Origin of the sequence: Microbacterium sp. NPDC006705 (assembly GCF_044903545.1) — a bacterium.
In the GTDB taxonomy this organism is placed as follows: domain Bacteria; phylum Actinomycetota; class Actinomycetes; order Actinomycetales; family Microbacteriaceae; genus Microbacterium; species Microbacterium plantarum.
Genome location: NZ_JBJDQQ010000001.1, coordinates 1652869 through 1674611, shown reverse-complemented (window position 1 = coordinate 1674611; position 21743 = coordinate 1652869). Strand labels below are relative to the sequence as shown.

Sequence of the window (21743 nt, the reverse complement as noted above, 5' to 3'; positions counted from 1 at the left end):
CGAATGAGCATGACACCCGAGCAGGCAGCGTGGTTCCGCGACACCTTCGCGCGCCTGGTCGACAACGTCGACGCCGCTCTCCTCGGCAAGCGCGAGGTCGTGGCGCTCGTGCTGTCGGCGATGATCGCCGAGGGGCACGTGCTGCTGGAGGATGCGCCGGGCACGGGCAAGACGAGCCTCGCGAAGGCGATCGCGGCGAGCGTGCAGGGCACCTCGACACGCATCCAGTTCACGCCCGACCTGCTGCCCTCCGACGTGACCGGTGTCACGATCTACGACCAGGCGAACAAGCGCTTCGAGTTCCACCGCGGTCCGGTCTTCGCCTCGATCGTGCTCGCCGACGAGATCAACCGCGCCTCGCCGAAGACGCAGTCGGCCCTGCTCGAGGTGATGGAGGAGTCGCGGGTCACCGTCGACGGTGTCGCGCACGAGGTGGGCCGCCCGTTCCTCGTCATCGCCACCCAGAACCCGATCGAGCAGGCCGGTACCTACAAGCTGCCCGAGGCTCAGCTCGACCGCTTCATGATCAAGACGTCGATCGGCTATCCGACCCTCGCGGTCTCGGAGCGCATCCTCGTCGGCGCCGTGGACCGCAACCCGTCGGCGAACCTCAAGCCCGTGATCACGACGCGCGCCGTCGGCGAGATGGCCGACCTGGCCGCGACCGTCCACATCGATCCGGTCGTCGCGCGTTACGCCGCGCAGATCGTCGAGGCCACGCGTGAAGCGTCGGCGACGCGCCTCGGCGTCTCGGTGCGCGGGGCCATCGCGATGATCCGCATCGCCAAGGTCTACGCCGCTGCGCAGGGCCGCCATTACGTCGTGCCCGACGACATCAAGCTGCTCGCGCTGCCGGTGTGGGCCCACCGCCTCGTGCTCGACCCCGAGGCCGAGTTCACCGGCACGACCGCCGAGACGGTCATGAACAACGCCCTCGCCGACGTCGAGGCGCCGCTCGCGCGGGCGGACGCTTGATGGCCACACCCCCTGCCGCCCCGACCCCGACGCGTCGCACGCGCCGGGGCCGAGGTGCTGCCGGCGGTGAGGCGGTCGCCGAGAGCACGGCCGGAACCACGGCTGACACCCGGACCGTCGGTGACACCACGCGCGACGCGGACGCGACCCTCCGGGTGGGGACGACGACACTGTCGGCCGATGCCGCCCCCGTCAACGCGGAGGCGCCGTCGCGGCTGGTCGTCTGGCGCGAGCGGCTCGAGTCGTGGTGGGCAGTTGCGCGCCGCGGCATCCGCCTCGTCACCCGCACCATCCGCCCGCTCGGGTGGGTGCTGCTGTTCGCGACCGTGCTGCTGTGGGTCGTCGCACTCAGCTTCGGTTGGCAGGAGATGGTCATCGCAGCCGTCATCCTCACCGCGATCGTCGTCATCAGCGTGCCGTTCCTCTTCGGCGGCACCGCCTACGACGTCGACCTCGACCTGACACGCACCCACGTCGTCGTTGGGGAGCGCGCGATCGGCGGGCTGACCCTCGTCAACGGCACGTCGCGGCCGATCCTGCCCTCGCGGGTCGTCCTGCCGGTCGGCTCCGGGCGCGGCGAGTTCGACGTGCCCCGGCTCGCACCCGGGGCCGCCCACGAAGAGCTGTTCGCGATCCCCACGACCGCCCGCGGAGTGCTGGCGGTCGGACCGGTCAGCGTGCTCCGCGGCGACCCGCTCGGACTCTTCGAGCGCAGCAGCGACCGCCGCCAAGCCGTCGACCTCTACGTGCACCCGCGCACCGTGCCCCTCGAGGGGCTCTCGCTTGGGCGCCTGCGCGACCTCGAAGGGCTCCCCTCGACGCAGCTGGCACCCGACGACGTGTCGTTCCACGCCCTGCGCGAGTACCAGCCCGGCGACGACCTGCGTCATGTGCACTGGAAGTCCACCGCACGCGTCGGCAATCTCATGATGCGCCAGTACGAGGAGACCCGTCGGTCGCACTTCGTGCTCGGGCTCTCCACGTACGCCGGCGACTACGCCGACTCCGACGAGTTCGAGCTCGCGATCTCCGCGGCCGGCTCGATCGGCCTGCGCGCGCTGCGCGACTCCCGCATGCTCGAGGCGCGTACGCAGCGCGGCCCGCTCCGCACGCAGGGGCCGCGTCGGCTGTTGGACAACCTGTCGGCTCTCGAGCACTCGCGCCAGCGTGACGGCGGCGTCGTGGCCCTGGCCGGAACGATCGCGATGAACTCCCACGGCATCGCCATCGTCGTGCTGTTCTGCGGGTCGGGCGCCGACCCGGCCGAGCTCAAGCTCGCGTGCTCGCGACTGCCTCAGGGCGTGCGGGTGCTTGCCGTCGTCGCCGATCGATCAGCCGAGGTCCCGGTGCTGCGCCGCGTCGGTGATGCCGACGTCATCTCGATCAGCGCGCTCGATCAGCTCGCCCCCGCGATGCGGAAGGTGCTGTCGTGATGTCGCCCGCGCGCCGCCGGCTCGTGCTCGACCTCATCGCCGTCGTGCTGCTCCTCGCGGTGGCGATCGTCGGCTTCGGGCCGACGTTCGACGGCCCGGCCTACCTCCTCGCGGGATTCGGCGCACTGGTCATCGGCGTCGGCATCGCCTGGCTGTGCGCCCGCCGTCGCTGGGGCGTGCTGCCCACGGCGGGCCTGACCGTCGCCGCCTACTTCATCTTCGGCGGTGCCCTCGCGCTGCCGCAGACGGCGCTGTTCGGTGTCATCCCGACGCTCGACACCTGGACGCAGCTCGCTCTCGGCTCCGTGCAGTCGTGGAAGCGCCTGCTCACCACGGTGGCTCCGGTGGCGCCGTACGACGGACACCTGATCGTTCCGTTCCTGCTGACGCTCGTCGCGGCGGTGCTCACGGCCTCGCTCGCCCTCCGTCTGCGCCAGGCGGCGTGGGCGCTGATCCCGGTGACCGCCTTCCTCGTCACGCAGATCCTGCTCGGGATGACCGAGCCCGCGGTGCCCGTGCTGCAGGGTGTCGTCTTCGCCGTCGTGGCGTCGGTGTGGCTCGCGCTGCGACAGGCGTGGGATCCCGACAACGCCGCCGTGCGCATCGAGCCGGCCGCGACGTCGGATGCCGCGACCTTGCGGCACACGCGGCTGCGCCGTCTGATCTCGGGAACCGCCGTGGTCGCCGTCGCGGTGGGCGCCGGCGTCGCGACCGCCGCCGTGGCGAGCCCGCCGTCGACGCGCTACGTACTGCGCGACATCGTCATCCCGCCCTTCGACGTCAAGCAGTACCCGAGCCCGCTGCAGGGCTTCCGCGGACTCGTCCGGGATGACGCGGAGACGCCGCTCTTCACGGTGCAGGGCCTCCCGGAGGACGGCCGCATCCGCCTGGCGACGATGGACGCCTACAACGGCATCGTGTTCAACGTCTCGGACGAGGGCGCCGGCTCGTCGAGTTCGTTCACGCCCCTGCGCTCGAACATGTCGCCGGACGCCGAAGGTGTGCCCGCTCGGGTGGAGTTCGAGATCGACGAGCTGCGCGGCGTGTGGCTGCCCGACGCCGGTGCCGTGCGGTCGATCGAGTTCGAGGGCGAACGAGCCGACGAGCTGCGCCGCACCGCCCACTACAACGACGCCACCGGGACGGCGGCCGTCACCGCGGGTCTCGCACCGGGAACGACCTACACCGTCGACACCGTGTTCCCCGTCCGGCCCACGAACGAAGCGCTCGCCGATGTCGCCTTCGCGCCGGTGAAGATGCCGAAGCAGGAGGGCATCCCCGACGGGCTGTCTCAGATCGCCACCGATGCCGTCGGCGACGCGGAGACTCCCATCAAGCAGGTGCAGGCGCTGGCGGACTGGCTCTCGACCGATGGATACTTCAGCCACGGTCTCGAGGACGACCCGTATTCGCCGTCCGGTCACGGCGCGGCCCGCATCACGAGCTTCTTCGGCGGCGACGAGATCATCGGCGACGACGAGCAGTACGCCGTCGCGATGGCACTGCTGTCGGCGCAGCTGGGCATCCCGGCGCGAGTCGTCATGGGGTGGCACCCGGAAGAGGGCGACACCGCCGGCGAGTTCACCGCGACCGGTGACAACGTTCACGCGTGGGTGGAGGTCGCGTTCGAGGGGTACGGGTGGATCCCGTTCGACCCGACGCCCGACGAGGACAACGAGCCGAATGAGCAGACCACGACGCCGCGGGCCAACCCGAAGCCGCAGGTGCTGCAGCCGCCGCCCCCGGCTCAGGAGCCGGCCGAGCTGCCGCCCGCGATCGCCAATGACCGCGATCAGGAAGACGAGGAGGATCCCGGTTTCGACTGGATCGGCGCCATCCTCGCGCCCGTGGGCATCGGCATCGGCGTCCTCGCGATCATCTTCGCTCCCTTCGTCATCATGGGGGCGGTGAAGACCGCTCGACGGACGAAGCGGCGCAACGCCGACAAGCCCGCCGACCGCATCTCGGGCGGCTGGGACGAACTGATCGACCGCGCTGTCGACCTCAACGCGCCCGTCGCCTCGGGTGCGACGCGCACCGAGAGCGCACAGGTCGTCGCCGCGACGATGGAGCAGCCCGACGTGACCGCCCTCGCGACGTCGGCGGATGCCCGCGTCTTCGGTCCGGGAGAGCCCACGGCCGAGGACGTCGACGCCTTCTGGCGCGAGGTCGACGCGATCGTCGTCGGCATGAGCGGCCGGGTGTCGGTGTGGCGCCGCCTGCGAGCCCGGCTCAGCCTGCGCTCCTTGCTGCGCGGCCGTGCCCGGCGCGCCCGGGGAGGGGACGCATGAGCGCGATGATCTTCGACACGGAACCGCTCGCGGGCGTCCCCGACATCCGCACCGGCACCCGGGCGCTGCTCCTGTGGGATGACGGCACCCGCACGGCCGTCTACGGGCGGACGGTCTTCGGCCGCGACCCGTCGCGTGCCGCCGGCGCCGATGCGATCGTGCTGCGCGACGAGACGCTGACCCTCTCTCGGACGCATTTCGAACTCGTGCCCCTCGACGCCGGAGGCCTCGCGGTCATCGATCGGGCCTCGACCAACGGAGTCGTCGTGACGCGCGGGCGAGACGGCGTTCCGGTCGTGCCCGGAGCGGAGACCGTGCTCCACAGCGGTGACCGGCTCGATCTCGGTGACCGCTGGCTCGTCGTCGAGGTCATGCGGTGAGCCCCATGTCGCTACGGGTGGGGCACGGGGCGGCGACTCACGCCGGCCTGCGCGGTCGCGCGAACGAGGACTCGTATCTCGCCGCAGCGCCCGTCTTCGTCGTCGCCGACGGCATGGGCGGACACGAGGCCGGAGCGCGTGCGAGTGCCGCGGCCGTCGCAGAGTTCCAGTCCCTGGTGGGGGCCGCCGTGGTGTCGAACGGCGAGGTCCGCGCCGCCATCGAGCGAGCCCGCGTGAACATCGACGCGCTCGCCACCGGCCAGCGTGCGGCGGGCACGACCCTCACCGGTGTCGTGCTCACGCGCGTCGGAGACGCCGGTTACTGGCTGGCATTGAACATCGGCGACTCGCGCACATACCGGTGGGCGCGCGGACGCCTCGAGCAGATCAGCGTCGACCACTCCGTCGTGCAGGAGCTCGTCGATTCGGGCCAGATGGACGCCGAGACCGCCGCGCGCCACGCTCGGCGCAATGAGATCACGCGGGCGCTCGGCGCAGGCAGCGTCGGCCAGGCCGATTTCTGGATGCTGCCGGCGGAGAGCGGCGACCGCATCCTCGTCTGCTCCGATGGCCTGTCGACCGAGCTCGACGACGAGCGAATCGCCCGTATCCTCGACGAGGAGACCGAGCCGCAGGAAGCCGCGCAGCGGCTCGTCCACGAGGCGTTGCTGCACGGAGGCCGCGACAACGTCACGGTCATCGTCGTCGATGCGCTGGGAGACGGCGGTGACGACGCGTACGACACCGTGCCGTCCGCCCAGCCGGATGACGCGGACATAGACACCCGGCCGCGCGCAGCGGCCGCAGGGGGGAGAGCCTGATGGTCGAGGTCCGCTACGTTCCGGCAACGGGCGCGGAGCAGTGGCGCGTCGCACTCGCGCCCGCCGCGGCCGTCGCCCTGCCCGCGAACGTCTCGATCCCGACGGTCGAGGCCGTGTGGCGCCGGTTGGAGGAGCGCGGCATCGGGGCGGTGATCGAGGCCCTGACGGGCGCGTTCGGCACGTCGCTGGCCGCCATTCCCGACTTCATCCTGGCGATCGTCGAGGGCGACGGGCTCCGCGTCGCCGTCCGCGGCCCGGTCGAGCTCGTCGTCGAAACGGAGTCGGGCCCGCTGTCGGTCTCGGGCCAGGGGGTCTCGACGTGGGTCGAGCGCCACATCCCCGGCGTGCAGCGCGCGTCGGCGCTCTTCGCCGACGCGGCGGACGAGGCCGCATCGCTTCCGTTCGTCGAAGGTGTCGTCGCGGCAGATTCGGTCACGGTGGATCTGACGGGCGCGCGACCGGGCGTTCGCCCCGCGAGTCCGTTCGTCGCGGCGCCGACCACACCGGCCGTGCCCGCACCGGAGTCGCCGGCACCGTCCTCCGTCGAGCCCCCCACCGCTGCTGCTCCCGCGTCGCCGGCGCCCCCGGCTGCCCCGGCGGAGGACGAGAGCGAACTCCCGTTCGACGAGTCGCCTGGGGCGCAGACCTTCGTCCCGCTCAGCGACACGGCAGCCGCCGATGAGCACGCGATGATCTGGGGTGAGACGGTCGTGCGTCCGACGCTGTCCGTCGAGCACGCGGAAGCAGCCGAATCAGCCACCCCCGCCGACGACGCCACCGTCGTGTCGTCGCCGCTCGCCCCCGCTGGTGATCACGACGGCGAGACCATCGCGGTCGCCGACATCCGCAGTGCGCGGCGGACCGAGCCCGCGGTCTACGAGTCGACGGAGATCGTCCCCGCACGCCGTCTCGCGCGGGGACGCATCCGCGTGTCGGACGGGCAGGTCGTCGAACTCGACAACACGGTGATCATCGGTCGGCGTCCGCGCTCCTCGCGCTCGACAGGCGACATGCTGCCCACGCTCGTCGCTGTCGAGAGCCCCGAGCAGGACATCTCGCGCAACCACGTCGAGATCCGCGCGGAGGGCGAGCACGTCCTCGTCGTCGACCTCGACACGACGAACGGATCGGTGCTGCTTCGCGGCGGCAACGACCCGGTGCGGCTGCATCCGAGCGAGCCGACGATGGTCGTCTCGGGCGACGTGCTCGACATCGGCGACGGTGTGACGATCGCCTTCGAGGATCTCCCGTGAGCGCGAAGCGACCCCCGGCGCCGCCGCCCCAGCTGCCGGGCTTCACCTACCTCGAGCTTCTGGGCTCGGGCGGCTTCGCCGACGTCTACCTCTACGAGCAGCACCTGCCCCGGCGCAAGGTCGCGGTCAAGGTGCTGCTTCCCGAGAGGATGGCCGGTGGCTCGGTCGAGCAGTTCACCGCCGAGGCGAACGTCATGGCGATGCTGTCGACGCATCCGGCGATCGTCACGATCTATCAGGCCGGCCTGTCGGATGACCAGCGTCCGTACCTGGTCATGGAGAACTGTCCGCGGCCGAACCTGCAGGTGCGGTATCGCGCCGCTGCGTTCTCGGTCGCCGAGGCCCTCCGCGTCGGCATCCAAGTCGCCGCCGCCGTCGAGACCGCGCATCGCGCCGGCATCCTGCACCGCGACATCAAGCCCGCCAACATCCTGGTGACGGAGTACAACCGCCCGGCGCTGACCGACTTCGGCATCGCGACGACGACAGAGGGGGCCGACGAGACCGCCGGGATGTCTATTCCGTGGTCGCCGCCCGAGGCGTTCGGCGACGGTCCCGATTCGGGCGTGCGGTCGGACGTCTATGCGCTCGGCGCCACCATCTATACGCTTCTGGCCGGTCGTTCGCCGTTCGAGCAGCCCGGCGGCCGCAACGGCGCCGCAGACCTGATCCAGCGCATCGAGACCGCGCCGCTCGCGCCACTCGACCGTGCCGACGTTCCGCCCTCGCTGCAGCAGGCACTGGCACGCGCGATGGCGAAGAGCCCGGCAGCTCGCTTCGACAGCGCCGTGTCGTTCGCCCGCGCGTTGCAGCGCGTTCAGATCGAGCTGGCCCATTCGGTCACGCCGATCGACATCCTCGATGATTCGCCCGACGCGGAGGAGGAAGAGGATGCCGACGGCGAGCTGACTCGCGTTCGCGGGATCGTGAGCATCGAGCCGACCACCGCGCCTCCCGCGGGGTCGACCCGTCGCAAGAGCGGCGCGGAGGCGTCGTCGCCGTTCGCCCCATCCGCATCGGGCTCGCCGTTCGCGCCGTCGGCGCCCGACGAGACGATGCTCCGACCGTCGGCGCGTGCCGGGCAGGACTCGACGGTCCGCCGACCGCGCACGGTCGAGCCGGTCGCCGACCAGACAGTGCAGCGCGCAGCCGCGGCGCACGGCACCGCCGCGAGCTCGCCGAACCCGGATGCTGCACACGCCGAGCCCGATGGGCATTCGGCCGCGGGTCCGGCCGAGAGTACCTCGTCCGGACGTTCGCGTTCCTGGCTGTGGATCGCCCTCGGCGGCGTCGCGGCAGCGCTCGTGGTCGCCGTCGTCGTGGTGGCGAGCATGCTTCAGCCGACCGCGCCCGCGGAACCTCGAGCGAGCGAGTCTCCCTCCAGCGCCCCTCAGGATCCGCTCGCCGGTTTCGTGCCGCGCGTCGGCGACCTCGCGGGCACGGCGGCCGGTGCCGACGTGACGTTCACCTGGACGAATCCGAATCCGGCCGAGGGCGATTCGTATCTCTGGTACCCCGTCACGCTCGACGGCGCCGCCGCGCCCCAGCGTGTGGAGGACGAGACCGTCACCGTTCCCGCCGACCCGTCGGGCCGGACCTGCATCGAAGTCCAGCTCGTGCGCGCGAACGGCGGGGCGGGGGATGCCGTGCGAGGCTGCACGCCCTGACGTCGGTCGTCAGCCGCGGCCGGGCTTGTCCTGATCCCGCTTGTTCTCGCGCTCTTCGGCCTTCTTCTGCTCGTCGGCGGCCTTCTCAGCTTCTCGCTCTGCCTTCTTCGCCGCCTCTTCGGCGGCCTTCCGGTCGGCCTCGGAGGCCGGTCCGTCCTGCTCCGTCGTGTTCTCGACGGGCGCGGCAGGCTGTTCTTCCGACTCGGCGGTCTGCTCGTCCACGACGGTGACCGGCTCGGTTGTCTCGGTGATCGTCGGCTCGGGAACGGCGGACTGCTCGGTGTCGGCGGGCGTGCTCGGAGCGGTCTCGCCGGTGGAACCGGCAAGCCACATGCCGCCGAGCGCGGTGGCCGCGAGAGTCGCGGCGGCCACGCCCCCGATGAGTCCTATCCGCGCCCGCGAGGGCCGCCGGCGCTCGCGGGCCGGCGCTCGCGCGGTTCCCGCGGCAGTCGCGGGGAGGATACGCGTCGCGGTGCCGGTTGCGGCAACGGGCGTCGCCGCCGCGACCGATGCGGGAACGGGAGGCAGGGCCGGCGCTGCTGGACGCTCCGCGAGGTCGTTCGCCGCCGAGAACACTTCGGCCGCGCTCGGCCGGTCTTCCGGACGCATCGCTGTCATACCCCGGAGCAGCGCGGCCCAGGCGGGGTCGAGCGTGTCGGGGATCTCGGGCGCGATGGTGAGTCGTGCAAGCGCCTCGCCGAATCCTTCCGCGCGGGGGAAGCCCCGCTGCCCGGTGAGAGCCTCGAGCACGACCAGGCCGAGCGCGTAGATGTCGGCGGGCGGAGCAGGCGGCGCGCCGGTGAGCTGCTCCGGGGAAAGGTAGGCAGCCGTTCCGATGACGGTTCCGGGCTGAGTGAGCCGAGCGGCATCCACGAGGACGGAGATCCCGAAGTCGGCCAGCTTCGCACCCGACCGGCTGCCGAGCATCGGCGACTGCGACAGAAGGACGTTCGAGGGCTTGATGTCGCGGTGCACGATCCCGGCGTCGTGGACGACGTGCAGCGCCTCGGCGAGGTCGGCGGTCAGAGCAGCGACGTCACCCGCGGGGAGGGGGCCGCCGGCGATACGGGCGGCGAGCGTCGGGCCGTCCACGAACTCCATGACCAGGTACTCGGCGCGACCCGGTGCGAGTTGGGCGTCGTAGAGGGTCACCAGTGCGGGGTGGTTGAGCGAGGCGAGCACGGTCATCTCGCTTCGGGCGCGGGCGGATGTCGTCGCCCCTTCCAGCTCGGGACGCAGCAGCTTGATGGCGACGGTGCGACCGAGCAGCACATCCTCGGCTCGGTGGACGCGAGCCATGCCGCCCTGGCCGACGCATTCGCCCAGCAGGTAGCGACCGTCGAGCATCGCCTCTGTGGGCGGCGGTTCGTTCGTGGCCATGGCGTCCTCCGGCGACCGTGCCCCGGGACGGCTCGGCCAGGCTCCACGGTAGAGATCGTCCGGCCGGGTGCCAGGGTCTTGACACCGGGCGGCGGGGCGGGGCGGATGCCGCAGCTCAATGCGTGAGCGCTGCGAGCGCCCCATCGATGTAGGTGACGAGCGCGTCGGGCGCCGAGACGGCGGCGAGCTCGTCGCGCAGACGGCTGCCCGGGACCCACCGGATGTAGGCGTCGAACTCCGCTGCCATTTCGGGGGAGTGTCCAGCGATCGATCGGGATACGACGGCGCAGGCGTCCGGGGTGTCGGCGATCAGGGCGAGGTCGGAGTCGACACCGATCGGGGCGAGGGTGCGGACCGGCGTGGTCGCGTCCCACGTATGGGTTCCGGCGCCCACCGGGAACGGCGCGCGGTCGCCGAGGTCGACGATCGCCGTCACCCCGTGCGGAACCTGCGCCCGGACGCGGATCTGCCCTCGGATGTCGGCATCCCGCTCCCACGACACCGAGGCGCGTCCCCGGGGGGTGTCGTGCGCGACGTCGGCGTGCTCGAGAGCAGAGACGAACCATGGCTGGATCCGTACCTGCGCCCAACCGGGTTCCGCGCACGCCAGCCCGCCGACGCGTCGGTGCAGCACATCGCCGACGGACCCGAGAGCGTAGTGGTTGAGGGATGTCATGCCGGAGGGATGCAGCGAGCCGTCGGGGCGGACGGCATCCCAGCGTTCCCACATCGTCGTCGCTCCCTGCGACAGGGGATAGAGCCAGGACGGGCACATGGTCTGCAGCAGCAATCGTTCGGCCGCCCACTCCTGTCCGTTCGACAGCAGTGCGTCGAGGACGAGCGGGGTCCCGAGGAACCCCGTCGCCATCCGGTAGCCGCCGGCGCGGAGGAGGAAGGCGAGCCGCTCGGCCGCGGCGGAACGCAACGACACCGGGAGTAGGTCGAACTCGAGGGCGAGGGCGTAGGCGGTCGGGGCATCGGAGGCGAGGCGGCCCCGCGGGGTGACGTACGACGCGACGAACGCATCGCGCACTTCGGCGGCGAGCGCGGCGTAGCGGCCGGCCGCCGGTGCGTCGTCGGAGCGGGCGAGCGCGTCTGCGGTCAGCCGAGCCGAGCGGGCGAAGTAGGCCGTGGCAATGAGCCCCGGGTCGGTCTTGGCCTTATCGGGCCGGGCCGAGGTCGGATCGAGCCAGTCGCCGTACTGGAACCCGCGCTCCCACAGTCGTTCGGGTCCTGCCGCATCCGCCACGGCATCGACCCACGCCCGCATCGCGTCCGTCATCCGCTCGAGCACCCGCTGATCGCCGAACCGCTCGTGCAGAACGGTGGGGATGACGGTGACCGCGTCGCCCCAGCCGGCGGCCATCGTCTCGCCGAGACGCCCGAGCGTCTGCGGCACCACCGTCGGCACGCGGCCGCCCCGCGCGCGCTGCTCGGCCGCGACGTCTTCCAGCCAGGACGCGAAGAACGCGTCCGCGTCGAAGAGGGATGCCGCCGTCGGGGCGAACACCTGGGCATCGCCCGTCCAGCCGAGCCGCTCGTCGCGCTGCGGGCAGTCGGTGGGCAGCGCGAGGGCGTTGCCGGCGAAGCTCCACACGATGTTCTCGTGCAGGCGCGTGAGGCGCTCGTCGGAGCAGGAGAACCACCCTGTTCGCCTCAGGTCGGTGTGCAGCACTACGGCGGTGAAATCCGCCGGGTCGAGCTCACCCGGGTAGCCGGTGACTTCGACGTAGCGGAACCCGTGGAAGGTGAAGCGCGGCTCGCAGACGGTGTCGGCGGCGCCGTCGAGGATGAACGTGTCGGTGGCAGCGGCAGCCCGCAGCGGCCGGGTGTTCAGCCGTCCGCCCTCGGGCGCCTCCGCATGGCGCAGAACGATGCGGGTACCGGCCGGGCCCGAGACGCGGAACCGCACGCGCCCGACGAGGTTCTGGCCGAAGTCCAGCAGGACGCGCTCGGGGTCATCGCTCGCGGGCATGGCTGCGACGGGCAGAGACCGGATGCGCCGCACCGGCTCGACGTCGATGGCTTCCGGCTGCCGACCGGGTTCGGACAGGGCCGGCGTCTCCCACGCCGCATCGTCGAAGCCGGCGGCTTCCCACCCGCGCGGCCGCCGGCAGAGGTCGATCTCGTCACCGGCGTAGAGCCCACTCGAGACGAGTTCGCCATCACCGGAGAGTCGCCATCGGTCATCGGGGCGGATCTCCTGGACGTGACCGTCGCGGTGCCGCAGGCGGAGAAGGGGTGAGGCAGCGGGCTGGTCGCCGTAGAAGCGTTCCGCCGTCTCGCCGAACCCGTACGCCTCGGTGTACCAGCCGCCGGCGACCTCGACCGCGAGGGTGTTCGTCGCGCCGACGCGGACGAGGGGCGTGACATCGGTCAGATGCAGGGGGAGTCGGTGCTGGTATGCCGTCCAGCCGGGGTTCAGCACGGCGTCGTCGACCTCGACACCGTTGAGGCGCGCGCGGTAGACGCCGTGCGCCGTCACCTGGAGCTCCGCGGCGACGACCGTCTCGGCGACCTCGAAGTCGCGCCGGGCGAGGAACGGCTGGGCGGTACGGCGGGGGCTGGCGAGGCGCAGGAACGGAGCGTTCCACGCCTCGGCGGGGAACCCCGCGCGGATCTCGCAGGGCTCCGACCAGGCGCTCGCCGTGCCGTCGGCGCCGATGACGCGGGCCTCGAGTCGGTGCGCGGCGCCGGCTCGCAGCGGTGCGAACGGCCAGTCCTCGAGGATGCCGTAGGGGCGCGTGGCCACGGTCGTCCCACCGTCGAGCCGCAGCTCGGCTCGGGTCGCCTCCCACGCGGCGGGCGCCTCGACGAGCCACGACACGGGCGGCCGCGGTGAGGCGGCGACGGACAGATCCCGCCGCCGCCCCACGCGCAGGCCGACGATGCGTGGCTCCTTGGCGACGGTCACGATCGGCGGGTCAGGCGGCGCGTGACGAGCAGTGCGATGCCGGCGGCCCCGGTCGCGGACGCGGCGGCGAGCCACGCGAGCGGGGATGAGCCGCCCGTACTCGCCAACGCGCGGGCGTGGGTGGCTCCGGCCGCGGTGCCGTTGCCGCCGGCGGGGGTGCCGGGTGCCGCCGAACCCCCGTCGCCCGGCGTCACGGGCTGCGTCGGTTCGACAGGTGGTTCGACGACGGGCGCCGGCGCGAGCAGCCGCACGGCGGTGAACTCGCCCGAGTCCTTCTCGCCCGCGATGCCGCCGCCCCAGGAGAGGAAGCCGGCGCGCCCGGTGCCGTCTGCCTCGTTGACGATCGCGGCGCTGCTGAGGAGGGATGTCGCCCTGTCGACGCCGCGCAGCAGGGTCCAGGGGATCGCCGTCTCGTACACCGTCCGCCCGGCGGCGTCGTCGCGCGAGATGGCCACCGGAGCGCCCGGCACCGGCCCCGCCCCCGCGTCGACGGAGAGCCAGCGGTACAGCTGGGGACCGGCGCTCGTGAGCGCCATGCCGAACTCGTGCCAGGTGGTCGCGGCGCCGGGGGCGCCGCCTGCGACGGTGAACTGGATGGAATCGCCCTGCCAGATGTTCGCGCTCTGCGCGGGCTGGTCGTGCACGTCGTCCGTGACATCGGCCGAGAAGTACAGGTACTCCTCGTCCCACGTGAGCCAGGCGACAGCGGACTGGTCGGCCTCGTCGTCGGCTTCCGGGTTGGCGGAGAAGGCGATCGGCGTGACGCCGTCGAGGTCGTCGAGCGTGCCGTCGACGGTGATCGTGCGATGAGCGGCCGGCAGAACGGACGCCTGCTCGACCGGCGCGACGCGCCCCGAAGCGGTCAGCGTCACCCCGTCGACGACCGCCGTCGCAGTGAAGGGCGCGGGCCCCGCGAGCGCATCGAGCGGGACGTCGATGACGACATCCGCCTCCGGCTCGATCGTCGCCGGCGCTTCCGGCTCTCCGCCGTCGTCGCCCAGCGTGTACGACAGCGAGTCGAGCGCGCGGGGCGCGGCCGAAGCGTTCGCGACACGGATGCGGAGCACCGAGGCCCCCTCTTCGGTGAAGGCCTGCGCCGCCTGGAGCGTCACGGCTTCGCTCGCCGACGTGGCGGCGCGCAGCGTGCCGGCGTAGCGGTCGCCCTCGTAGACGCGTGCGCTCGTCTCGTACGTCTCCGCGGTCGCGGGAGCCGGGAACGAGGCCGTCGTGGTCGCGGTCTCGCCGGGAGCGGTCGTCTGGACCGCCTCGGACCCGTCCGGCAGGACGAGCCGCCACGACGACGCGGCATCCGCCCGGCCCTGCACGGTCCACGAGCCCGTGACCGGGGCTCCGACGACACCCGGGTCGAGCGTCAGCCCGGCATCGGTCTGCGCGATGGACGTGACCTCACCGCGGACGTACAGCGGTTCCGTGCCCGTCGACGCCAGCACCGGGGCGCCGGCACCGCCGGTGACGGTTTCAGCGGCACCGTACATCGTCGTCAGCTCGGCGGACCCGGCTACCTCGAGTGCCACCGTCTGCGGGGCATCCGACCACAGGACGTGGAGCGGTCCGTCGGCGGTGTCGAATCGCACCCGGCGCAGTCCCGGCAGCGGTTCGTCGCGCTCGGCGAACGCCGCCGTCGCGAGGACGTCGGCCGCCACGGAGTAGGCGGTGAACGAGGGCTTGGGGGTGAAGGCCCCCAGCTCGTCGTCGGGGTGGTGCAGCAGGCCGAAGTTCTCCTCCGTCTCGGCGTCGTCGACGCCATCGTTGACGAGGTCGTACACGTAGTACCGGGCGGCGTCATGGGCTGCCGCGATCACGGCCGACTTCGCGATGTCGGCCGCCTGCTGGCGCTCGGGCACCGCCCGCGCGTTGGTGCCGGTCGGCCAGCCGTGCTCGGTGATCCACAGCGGCTTCGACTCGCCGCCGTTGTAGCGCCGCACCAGGGCGTCGATGCGCGTCAGCGTGTCGTCGAGCGCGTCGGCTCCGACGGGGTAGCTGTAGGGGTGCAGGACGATGCCGTCGAGGTGATCGAGCGCGCCGAGCTGGAACGTCCGCTCGAGCCAGTCGGTGTTGAGGTTGGCCACCGCGGGGCCGATGACCGGCAGATCGGGACTGACCGTCTTGATCGCGGGCGCCGCGGCGGAGAGCAGGGCGACATAGTTCTCGGGCGAGACGTTGGTGTTGCCACCGAGCCCGAGATCCCACTCGTTCCACACCTCGATGCCGGTGGACATGTCGCCGAACTCCGCGGCCATCGCCGCGGCATAGTCGGCGTACGCGGCCACCGCGTCGGGGCTGACGGGGCCGTTGCCCGCGTCGTACAGGGGGTTTCCGTAGCCGGCCAGCAGCAGCGGCCGGATCCCCTGTTCGCGGGCGGGGTCGAGGAACTCCGCCCGGGCCCGCGACCAGTCGTAGACGCCCGGCTGCGTCTCGACCTCGCTCCAATAGACCTCGTCGCGCAGCTGGGCGAAGCCGCCCGTGGTCAGCGCCTGCATCGACGCCGGATCCCAGGACTGCCCGTAGTGCGTGGCGGCACCGAACCGGCCGGTCGCCGAAGCGGCGGCATCCGCGTCGGGGAGGATCGCGAACGTCGTCGCGGCGTCTGCCACTTCGTCACCGGTCGCGGTCACCTCGAGGCGGTACCAGCCGCGTTCGGTGACGTCGGGCGTCAGCGCGCCATCGGCCGGTTCCGTACCGTCGTCGACGACCTCGCCCCAGCCGTCGACCACGCGCCACGCGACCGTCGGGGCCGTCGTGTCGTACCGGAACGACACCGTGTCGCCGGCGTGGAACAGGTTGCCCCACGCGTCGGGTTCGATCGAGAGCGCGGGTGCGTCTGCGGATGCCGGCGCGGCGAGCGCGACGCTGGCTGTGGCAGCGAGGGCAAGCGCGGCGGAGGCGGCGACGAGCCGCGGGACGGGACGGGGGGACGGATGCTTCGGCACGCGGTGCTCCTCATCGAGTGTTCGCGGATGGTGGACGGGAGGAAAATCGTTTGTCCAGCGGGCAGTCTGGCCGCCAGGCGAGTCGTCTGTCAACACGTGCGCCGAGACGAATCTCGGATCTTCAATGCATCGACACGCTCGAACACTTTTGTTTTGACGTGTCGGGTCGAGAGGTGCTAGACATCGGAGAGCAATCGTTTTTCCTGCTTGCCACTCACACCTAGGAGTTTCAATGACGAAACGTTTCCGTTCCGTCGCGGCCGCAATCGCGGTCGGAGGCCTGTCCGTCGCCGCCCTCGCGGGCTGCAGCAGCGACGCCTCGGCGCCCGCCGACGGCACCGTCACGATCGAGATCGGCGACCGCCCGACCGCCGACCGGCCGGAGGACCGCGCCTACTTCGACGAGCGCGTCGCCGCGTTCGAGAAGGCGAACCCCGACATCGACCTGCAGCCCGTCGAGACGGGCTACGACGCCTCGACGTTCCAGGCGCTCGCCGCCGGCGGCAGCCTGCCCGATGTCATGAGCGTCCCGCTCACCGAGCCGCAAGGGCTCATCAAGCGCAACCAGGCAGCCGACATCACCGACGCGCTCGAGAGCGAGGGCCTGCTCGACGCGCTGAACCCGACCATCCTCGCCCTCACGAAGAACAGCGAAGACCGTGTCTTCGCGATCCCGACGAACGCGTACTCGTTCGGGCTGGTCTACAACCGCGATCTCTTCGCCCAGGCGGGTCTCGATCCCGAGAACCCGCCGAAGACCTGGGACGAGGTCCGCGAGGCGGCGAAGAAGATCAGCGACGCGACCGACGCCGCCGGCTTCTCCGTGCTGACGACCGCGAACACCGGCGGGTGGCAGTTCACCGGCATGACCTACTCGTTCGGCGGGACGGTCGAGAACGAGGACGGCTCGAAGGCGACCTTCGACGACACCCCGTCGACCGATGCGCTCGATCTGCTGCAGACGATGCGCTGGGAGGACGGCACGCTCCCGGAGAACACCCTCTACGACGTCCAGTCGCAGGGGCAGGACTTCGCCGCCGGCAAGATCGGCATGATCCTCGGTGCGAGCGACTCGTACTACAACGTCGTCCAGAACCTGAAGCTGCCCGCCGAGCAGTTCGGCATCGGCGGGATGCCGCAGTCCAGCGGCACGCAGGGCACGCTGAGCGGTGGCACGGTGCAGGTCGTCAACCCGAACGCGAGCGACGCCGAGAAGGCCGCCGCCGTGAAGTGGGTGGAGTTCTTCTACCTCCAGCGCTTCCTCGACGAGGACACCGCCGTCGACGACGCGCGCGCCTCGAACGAGGCCGGCTCGGTCACGGGCCTGCCCGGACTGCCGGTCGTCAACGCCGATCAGTACTCCGAGTACTTCACCTGGATCGCCGACTACATCAACGTTCCGAGTGAGAACTTCGCGCCCTACCTCGAGGCCTCGGCCGACATCCCGATCGTGCCCGAGCCCGTGAACAACGCGCAGGAGGTCTACGGCGCGCTCGACACCGTCGTCCAGACGGTGCTCACCGACAAGGGCGCCGACATCCCCGCTCTTCTCTCCACCGCTCAGAGCGACGTCCAGTCCCGCCTGAGCCGCTGACCCGACGGGGCGGGCCGACGACCTCGGCTCGCCCCCGACCGGAGGACCCCATGACCGACGTGAGACCGCGGACCCGGACGACGACATCCGCGTCCGCTTCCCCCGAGCCCGCCCCGCCGCGGCGGCGCCGCCGTTGGCGTCCCAGCCTGACGGCGCTCGCCATCGCGGCGCCCGCGATCCTCGTCTTCCTGTACTTCTCGTGGGGACCGATCGTCAGCTCGCTCGCCATGAGCGTGCAGCGCGTCGTCATCGGCGGCGAGAGCAGCTTCGTCGGGTGGGAGAACTTCGCGTACGTCCTCTCCGACCCCGGGCTGCCGCAGGCGACCCTGAACACGATCTACTACACGGTCCTCGCCGTGCTGTTCGGATTCCCGGTGCCGCTGGCCCTCGCCGTCTTCATCTCCGAGATGCGTTCGCGCAGCTGGTACTTCAGTGCGCTCGCCTACCTGCCGGTCATGGTGCCGCCGGTGGTCGCGATCCTGCTGTGGAAGTTCTTCTACGCCCCCGACGCCGACGGCCTCTTCAACACCGTGCTCGGCTGGGTCGGCATCGGGCCGCTGCCCTGGCTGAACTCGACGGCGACCGCCATGCCCTCGATCGTCCTCGAGACGACGTGGGCCGGCGCGGGCACGGCGATCATCATCTACATCGCGGCCCTCACGAGCATCCCCTCCGAGCTCTACGAGGCCGCCGAGCTCGACGGCGCTGGCATCTGGCGTCGCGTCTGGCACGTGACCCTGCCGCAGATGCGCGGCATCATCGCGACGATGCTGCTGCTGCAGATCATCGGCACGATGCAGATCTTCACCGAGCCGTTCCTCTTCACCGGCGGCGGGCCGCAGGGAGCCACCAAGACGCTGCTCATGACCATCTACGACTACGCCTTCGTGCGCGTCGACTACGGCGCCGCGACCGCGCTGAGCGTGCTGCTCGCCGCATCGCTCGGCCTGCTGTCGCTCCTCTACTTCCGACTGACCCGACGCTGGAGCCGAGCATGAGCGCCCTTCTTCCCACCCGGCGGCTCGCCCGGCGTCGCGACGTCGCACCCGATCCGCTCACACGCACCAACATCTCCGACAGCGACCGCCAGCGACCCTCGGTGCGCGTGTGGCTCGGCATCGGACAGGTCGTGGTGCTGGCTGGTCTGCTGATCGCCGGACTCGGCCCGCTCATCTGGCTCGCGCTCGCCGCGGTCTCGCCGACGCAGGACCTCATCCGCGGCCCGTTCTCGTTCTTCGCCAGCGGGACCGTGCAGTGGGAGAACCTCGCGATCGCGTGGGAGCGGGGCCGCATCGGCCACTACCTCACCAACACGGCGATCCTCGCGGCGGGATCGGTCGTCGTGACCCTCGTCGTCTCGACGACGGCGGCCTTCGTCATCACGGTGCTCCGGCCGCGGTGGGGCAAGCTGCTCTCCGGAGCCATCCTCGCCACGCTGTTCATCCCGTCGATCGTCTCGCTCGTGCCGCTGTACCTGACGGTGCGCGAGCTGCCGGTGCTGGGCGTCTCGCTGATCAACACCTGGTGGGCCGTGTGGCTGCCCGCGGGCGCAGCGGCGTTCAACGTGCTCATCATCGCCCGGTTCCTCGAGGCGATCCCCGCCGACCTCTACGAGGCGGCCCGCATCGACGGCGCCGGCCCGCTCCGCATCCTCTGGAGCATCGTGCTTCCGCTGTCGCGACCGATCCTCGGGGTCGTGGGCCTGCTGACGGTCGTCGCGTCGTGGAAGGACTACCTGTGGCCCCTCCTCGTGCTGCCCGACCCCGACAAACAGCCGGTGTCGGTGGCGCTGCCTCGCCTTGCCGACCAGACCGAGCTGAGCGTGCAGATGGCGGCCCTGTTCCTCTCGCTGATCATCCCCGTGGCGCTGTTCCTCATCTTCCAGCGCCAGTTCCTGCGCGGCGCGAGCATGGCGGGCGGGGTGAAGGGATGAGCCGCATCCTCGTCACCGGCGCCGACGGCGAGATCGGTCGTGCGGTCAGCGACCATCTCGTCGCGAGCGGCCACCAGGTCACTGCGCTGTCCCTCGCATTCGGCGGAGAACACCCCGCGGACCGGCAGATCACGGGCGACGCGACCTCGCGGGCCGACGTCGAGGAAGCGATGCGCGACGCCGACGCGGTCGCGCACTTCGCCGCCATCCCGCATCCGAGCCTTGGCACCCCGTACGACATCTTCCGCGTCAACACCTCGGCGACGTTCAACGTGCTCACGCGCGCCGCCGAGGCGGGTGTGCACCGGGCGGTCATCGCCAGCAGCATCAACGCCATCGGCTACCCGAACAATCCGCACGACACGTTCCCGCCGGCGTTCCCGCTCGACGCCGGGACGCCGCCCGACATCGCCGACGCCTACTCGCTGTCGAAGCTGGCCGACGAGGCGACGGCCCGGTACGCCCACCGGCGGTACGGCATCGACGTCGTCGCGCTGCGGTTCCCGTTGGTGAAATGGCCGCACGTCCTGCGCGACGTCGCCGACGAGGTCCGCGCGGATCCCGTGCGGATGGCCCGCGAGGGCTGGGCGTACCTGACCATGACCGACGCCGTGCGCGCGGTGGAGCGGGCGCTCTGGGCGGATGTCGCCGGCGCCGAAGTGGTGCCGCTCAGTGCCCGCGACACCCTCCTCGACGTGCCGACGGCCGAGCTCCTGCGCCGCTACGCGCCTGCGGTCGAGCCGCCGGCGCACCTCGCCGGGCACGACGCGCTCGTCGACCTGACGACGGCGCGGACGGTGCTCGGCTTCGAGCCCCGAGAGTCGATCCACGATGGCACCGCCACCCCCTACCCGGCACTCGTGAGGAGCGACCGATGACGACAGAGCCCACGACCTTCGATCAGCCCTGGATGCCGCGCGAGAACGTCCGCATCACGGACGTGCGGGCGATCGTGACGGCGCCCGAGGGCATTCCGCTGGTCGTCGTCCGCATCGACACCGACCAGGACGGACTGTGGGGATACGGCTGCGCGACCTTCACGCAGCGCTGGCAGGCCGTCGTCGCCTTCCTCGACCACCTGCGCCCGCTGCTCGTCGGTCGATACCCCGGCGACATCGAAGACCTGCTGCGTCTGGTGCGGTTCACCGGCTACTGGCGCGAGGGACCGGTCGGCAACAACGCGCTCTCGGGCATCGACATGGCGCTGTGGGACATCGCCGGCAAGCGCGCCGGGATGCCGGTGTACGAGCTGTTCGGCGGGCGGGTGCGTGCCGCGGCCGACACCTATCTGCACGCCGAGGGTGCCGATCTCGACGAGACCACGGCGCACGCGCGCGAGCTCATCTCCGCCGGCCAGCGTCACGTGCGCATCCAGACCGGCCAGCAGGGCGTCGGACATTACGGCGCGCCGCCCGTCGCGGGCTCCTTCGCGTGGGCGAAGAACCCCGCGGGCTGGCGGGTCGAGGACTATCTCGTCCGCACGCCGCAGCTGTTCGCCCACGTGCGCGAGGCGCTCGGCGACGGCGTAGAGCTGCTGCACGACGTCCACTCGCGACTGACCCCCGCGACCGCGATCGCCCTCGCCCGTTCGCTCGAGCCGTACCGGCCCTTCTTCCTCGAGGACGTGCTCGCACCCGAACACTGGCACCGCCTCGCCGAGGTGCGGGCCGCGTCACCCGTGCCGATCGCGGTCGGCGAGCTCGCGACATCCTTCACCGACGCCGCCCGCCTCATCCGCGAGCATCACGTCGACTACATCCGCAGCCACCTCTCGGATGTCGGGGGCGTCAGCGCCGCGCGCCGGCTCGCGGTCCTCGCCGACATCGAGGGTGTGCGCACGGCCTGGCATTCGCCCGGCGACGCCTCGCCGTTCGCCGAGGCCGCGGCGGTCGCGCTCGATGTGACCTCGCCGGCTTTCGGCATCCAGGAGGGTCACGTCTACAACGACGAGACCCACGAGGTCTTCCCCGGCATGATCGACATCGTCGACGGCTGGCTGACGCCCAACGACGCCCCCGGCTGGGGGATCGAGATGGACGAGGCCGCCGCCGCCCGCTTCCCCGCCGGTCTCTCCGGGCACGACGCCTGGGCCGCGGGGGTCCGCGCGCCCGACGGCGCCCTCATCGCGCCCTGAGCGTCCGCTTCTCGAAC

Annotated in this window: 15 protein-coding genes; 12 read left to right on the top strand and 3 right to left on the bottom strand. The window is 71.7% G+C overall.

The annotated features are described in order from the left end of the window. Nucleotides 1–3 precede the first annotated feature (3 nt). From ACI2K6_RS07975 to ACI2K6_RS07945, 7 genes are read left to right on the top strand one after another with little or no spacing between them, the layout of a single operon-like run. A complete protein-coding gene (locus ACI2K6_RS07975) occupies nt 4–975 on the top strand; it encodes a MoxR family ATPase (protein WP_269266949.1) in 972 nt (323 codons plus the stop codon). After that, entirely contained in the window at nt 975–2408 is a 1434-nt protein-coding gene (locus tag ACI2K6_RS07970; protein WP_269266950.1) for a DUF58 domain-containing protein, read from the top strand. The genes ACI2K6_RS07975 and ACI2K6_RS07970 overlap by 1 nt, the downstream gene beginning before the upstream one ends. Continuing rightward, on the top strand, nt 2408–4699 hold the full coding sequence (locus ACI2K6_RS07965; protein ID WP_404568578.1) for a transglutaminaseTgpA domain-containing protein: 2292 nt from the start codon (nt 2408–2410) through the stop codon (nt 4697–4699). The genes ACI2K6_RS07970 and ACI2K6_RS07965 overlap by 1 nt, the downstream gene beginning before the upstream one ends. Then, the gene (locus tag ACI2K6_RS07960; RefSeq protein ID WP_282501885.1) at nt 4696–5079 is read left to right on the top strand and encodes an FHA domain-containing protein; all 384 of its coding nucleotides are present in this window, start codon (nt 4696–4698) and stop codon (nt 5077–5079) included. Before ACI2K6_RS07965 ends, ACI2K6_RS07960 begins: the two co-directional genes overlap by 4 nt. 5 nt (nt 5080–5084) lie before the next feature. Continuing rightward, the gene (locus ACI2K6_RS07955) at nt 5085–5900 is read left to right on the top strand and encodes a PP2C family serine/threonine-protein phosphatase (protein ID WP_114588980.1); all 816 of its coding nucleotides are present in this window, start codon (nt 5085–5087) and stop codon (nt 5898–5900) included. After that, entirely contained in the window at nt 5900–7153 is a 1254-nt protein-coding gene (locus ACI2K6_RS07950; protein WP_404568368.1) for an FHA domain-containing protein, read from the top strand. The genes ACI2K6_RS07955 and ACI2K6_RS07950 overlap by 1 nt, the downstream gene beginning before the upstream one ends. After that, a complete protein-coding gene (locus tag ACI2K6_RS07945; protein WP_404568367.1) occupies nt 7150–8820 on the top strand; it encodes a protein kinase in 1671 nt (556 codons plus the stop codon). Before ACI2K6_RS07950 ends, ACI2K6_RS07945 begins: the two co-directional genes overlap by 4 nt. A 9-nt stretch (nt 8821–8829) precedes the next feature. Here ACI2K6_RS07945 and ACI2K6_RS07940 read toward each other — a convergent pair whose 3' ends face one another. The 3 genes from ACI2K6_RS07940 to ACI2K6_RS07930 form a co-directional block, all read right to left on the bottom strand. Then, nucleotides 8830–10200 (bottom strand): serine/threonine-protein kinase, encoded by a 1371-nt coding sequence (locus ACI2K6_RS07940; RefSeq protein ID WP_274178167.1) that lies wholly within the window; start codon nt 10198–10200, stop codon nt 8830–8832. Between the two features lie 115 nt (nt 10201–10315). After that, the gene (locus tag ACI2K6_RS07935; protein WP_404568366.1) at nt 10316–13114 is read right to left on the bottom strand and encodes a family 78 glycoside hydrolase catalytic domain; all 2799 of its coding nucleotides are present in this window, start codon (nt 13112–13114) and stop codon (nt 10316–10318) included. Continuing rightward, nucleotides 13111–16065, bottom strand: coding sequence for a sugar-binding protein (locus tag ACI2K6_RS07930; protein ID WP_404568365.1), 2955 nt, complete (start codon nt 16063–16065; stop codon nt 13111–13113). Before ACI2K6_RS07930 ends, ACI2K6_RS07935 begins: the two co-directional genes overlap by 4 nt. A 232-nt stretch (nt 16066–16297) precedes the next feature. Between ACI2K6_RS07930 and ACI2K6_RS07925 the strand changes: the two genes are divergently transcribed. The 5 genes from ACI2K6_RS07925 to ACI2K6_RS07905 are packed head-to-tail and all read left to right on the top strand — an operon-like array spanning nt 16298 to nt 21726. Then, on the top strand, nt 16298–17659 hold the full coding sequence (locus tag ACI2K6_RS07925; RefSeq protein WP_404568364.1) for an extracellular solute-binding protein: 1362 nt from the start codon (nt 16298–16300) through the stop codon (nt 17657–17659). Nucleotides 17660–17709: 50 nt separating this feature from the next. Next, a complete protein-coding gene (locus ACI2K6_RS07920) occupies nt 17710–18657 on the top strand; it encodes a carbohydrate ABC transporter permease (protein WP_282501890.1) in 948 nt (315 codons plus the stop codon). Beyond that, entirely contained in the window at nt 18654–19592 is a 939-nt protein-coding gene (locus tag ACI2K6_RS07915; RefSeq protein WP_112615917.1) for a carbohydrate ABC transporter permease, read from the top strand. Before ACI2K6_RS07920 ends, ACI2K6_RS07915 begins: the two co-directional genes overlap by 4 nt. Beyond that, the gene (locus ACI2K6_RS07910; RefSeq protein ID WP_114588988.1) at nt 19589–20470 is read left to right on the top strand and encodes an NAD(P)-dependent oxidoreductase; all 882 of its coding nucleotides are present in this window, start codon (nt 19589–19591) and stop codon (nt 20468–20470) included. The genes ACI2K6_RS07915 and ACI2K6_RS07910 overlap by 4 nt, the downstream gene beginning before the upstream one ends. Further along, nucleotides 20467–21726 (top strand): enolase C-terminal domain-like protein, encoded by a 1260-nt coding sequence (locus tag ACI2K6_RS07905; RefSeq protein ID WP_404568363.1) that lies wholly within the window; start codon nt 20467–20469, stop codon nt 21724–21726. Before ACI2K6_RS07910 ends, ACI2K6_RS07905 begins: the two co-directional genes overlap by 4 nt. Nucleotides 21727–21743: the final 17 nt, after the last annotated feature.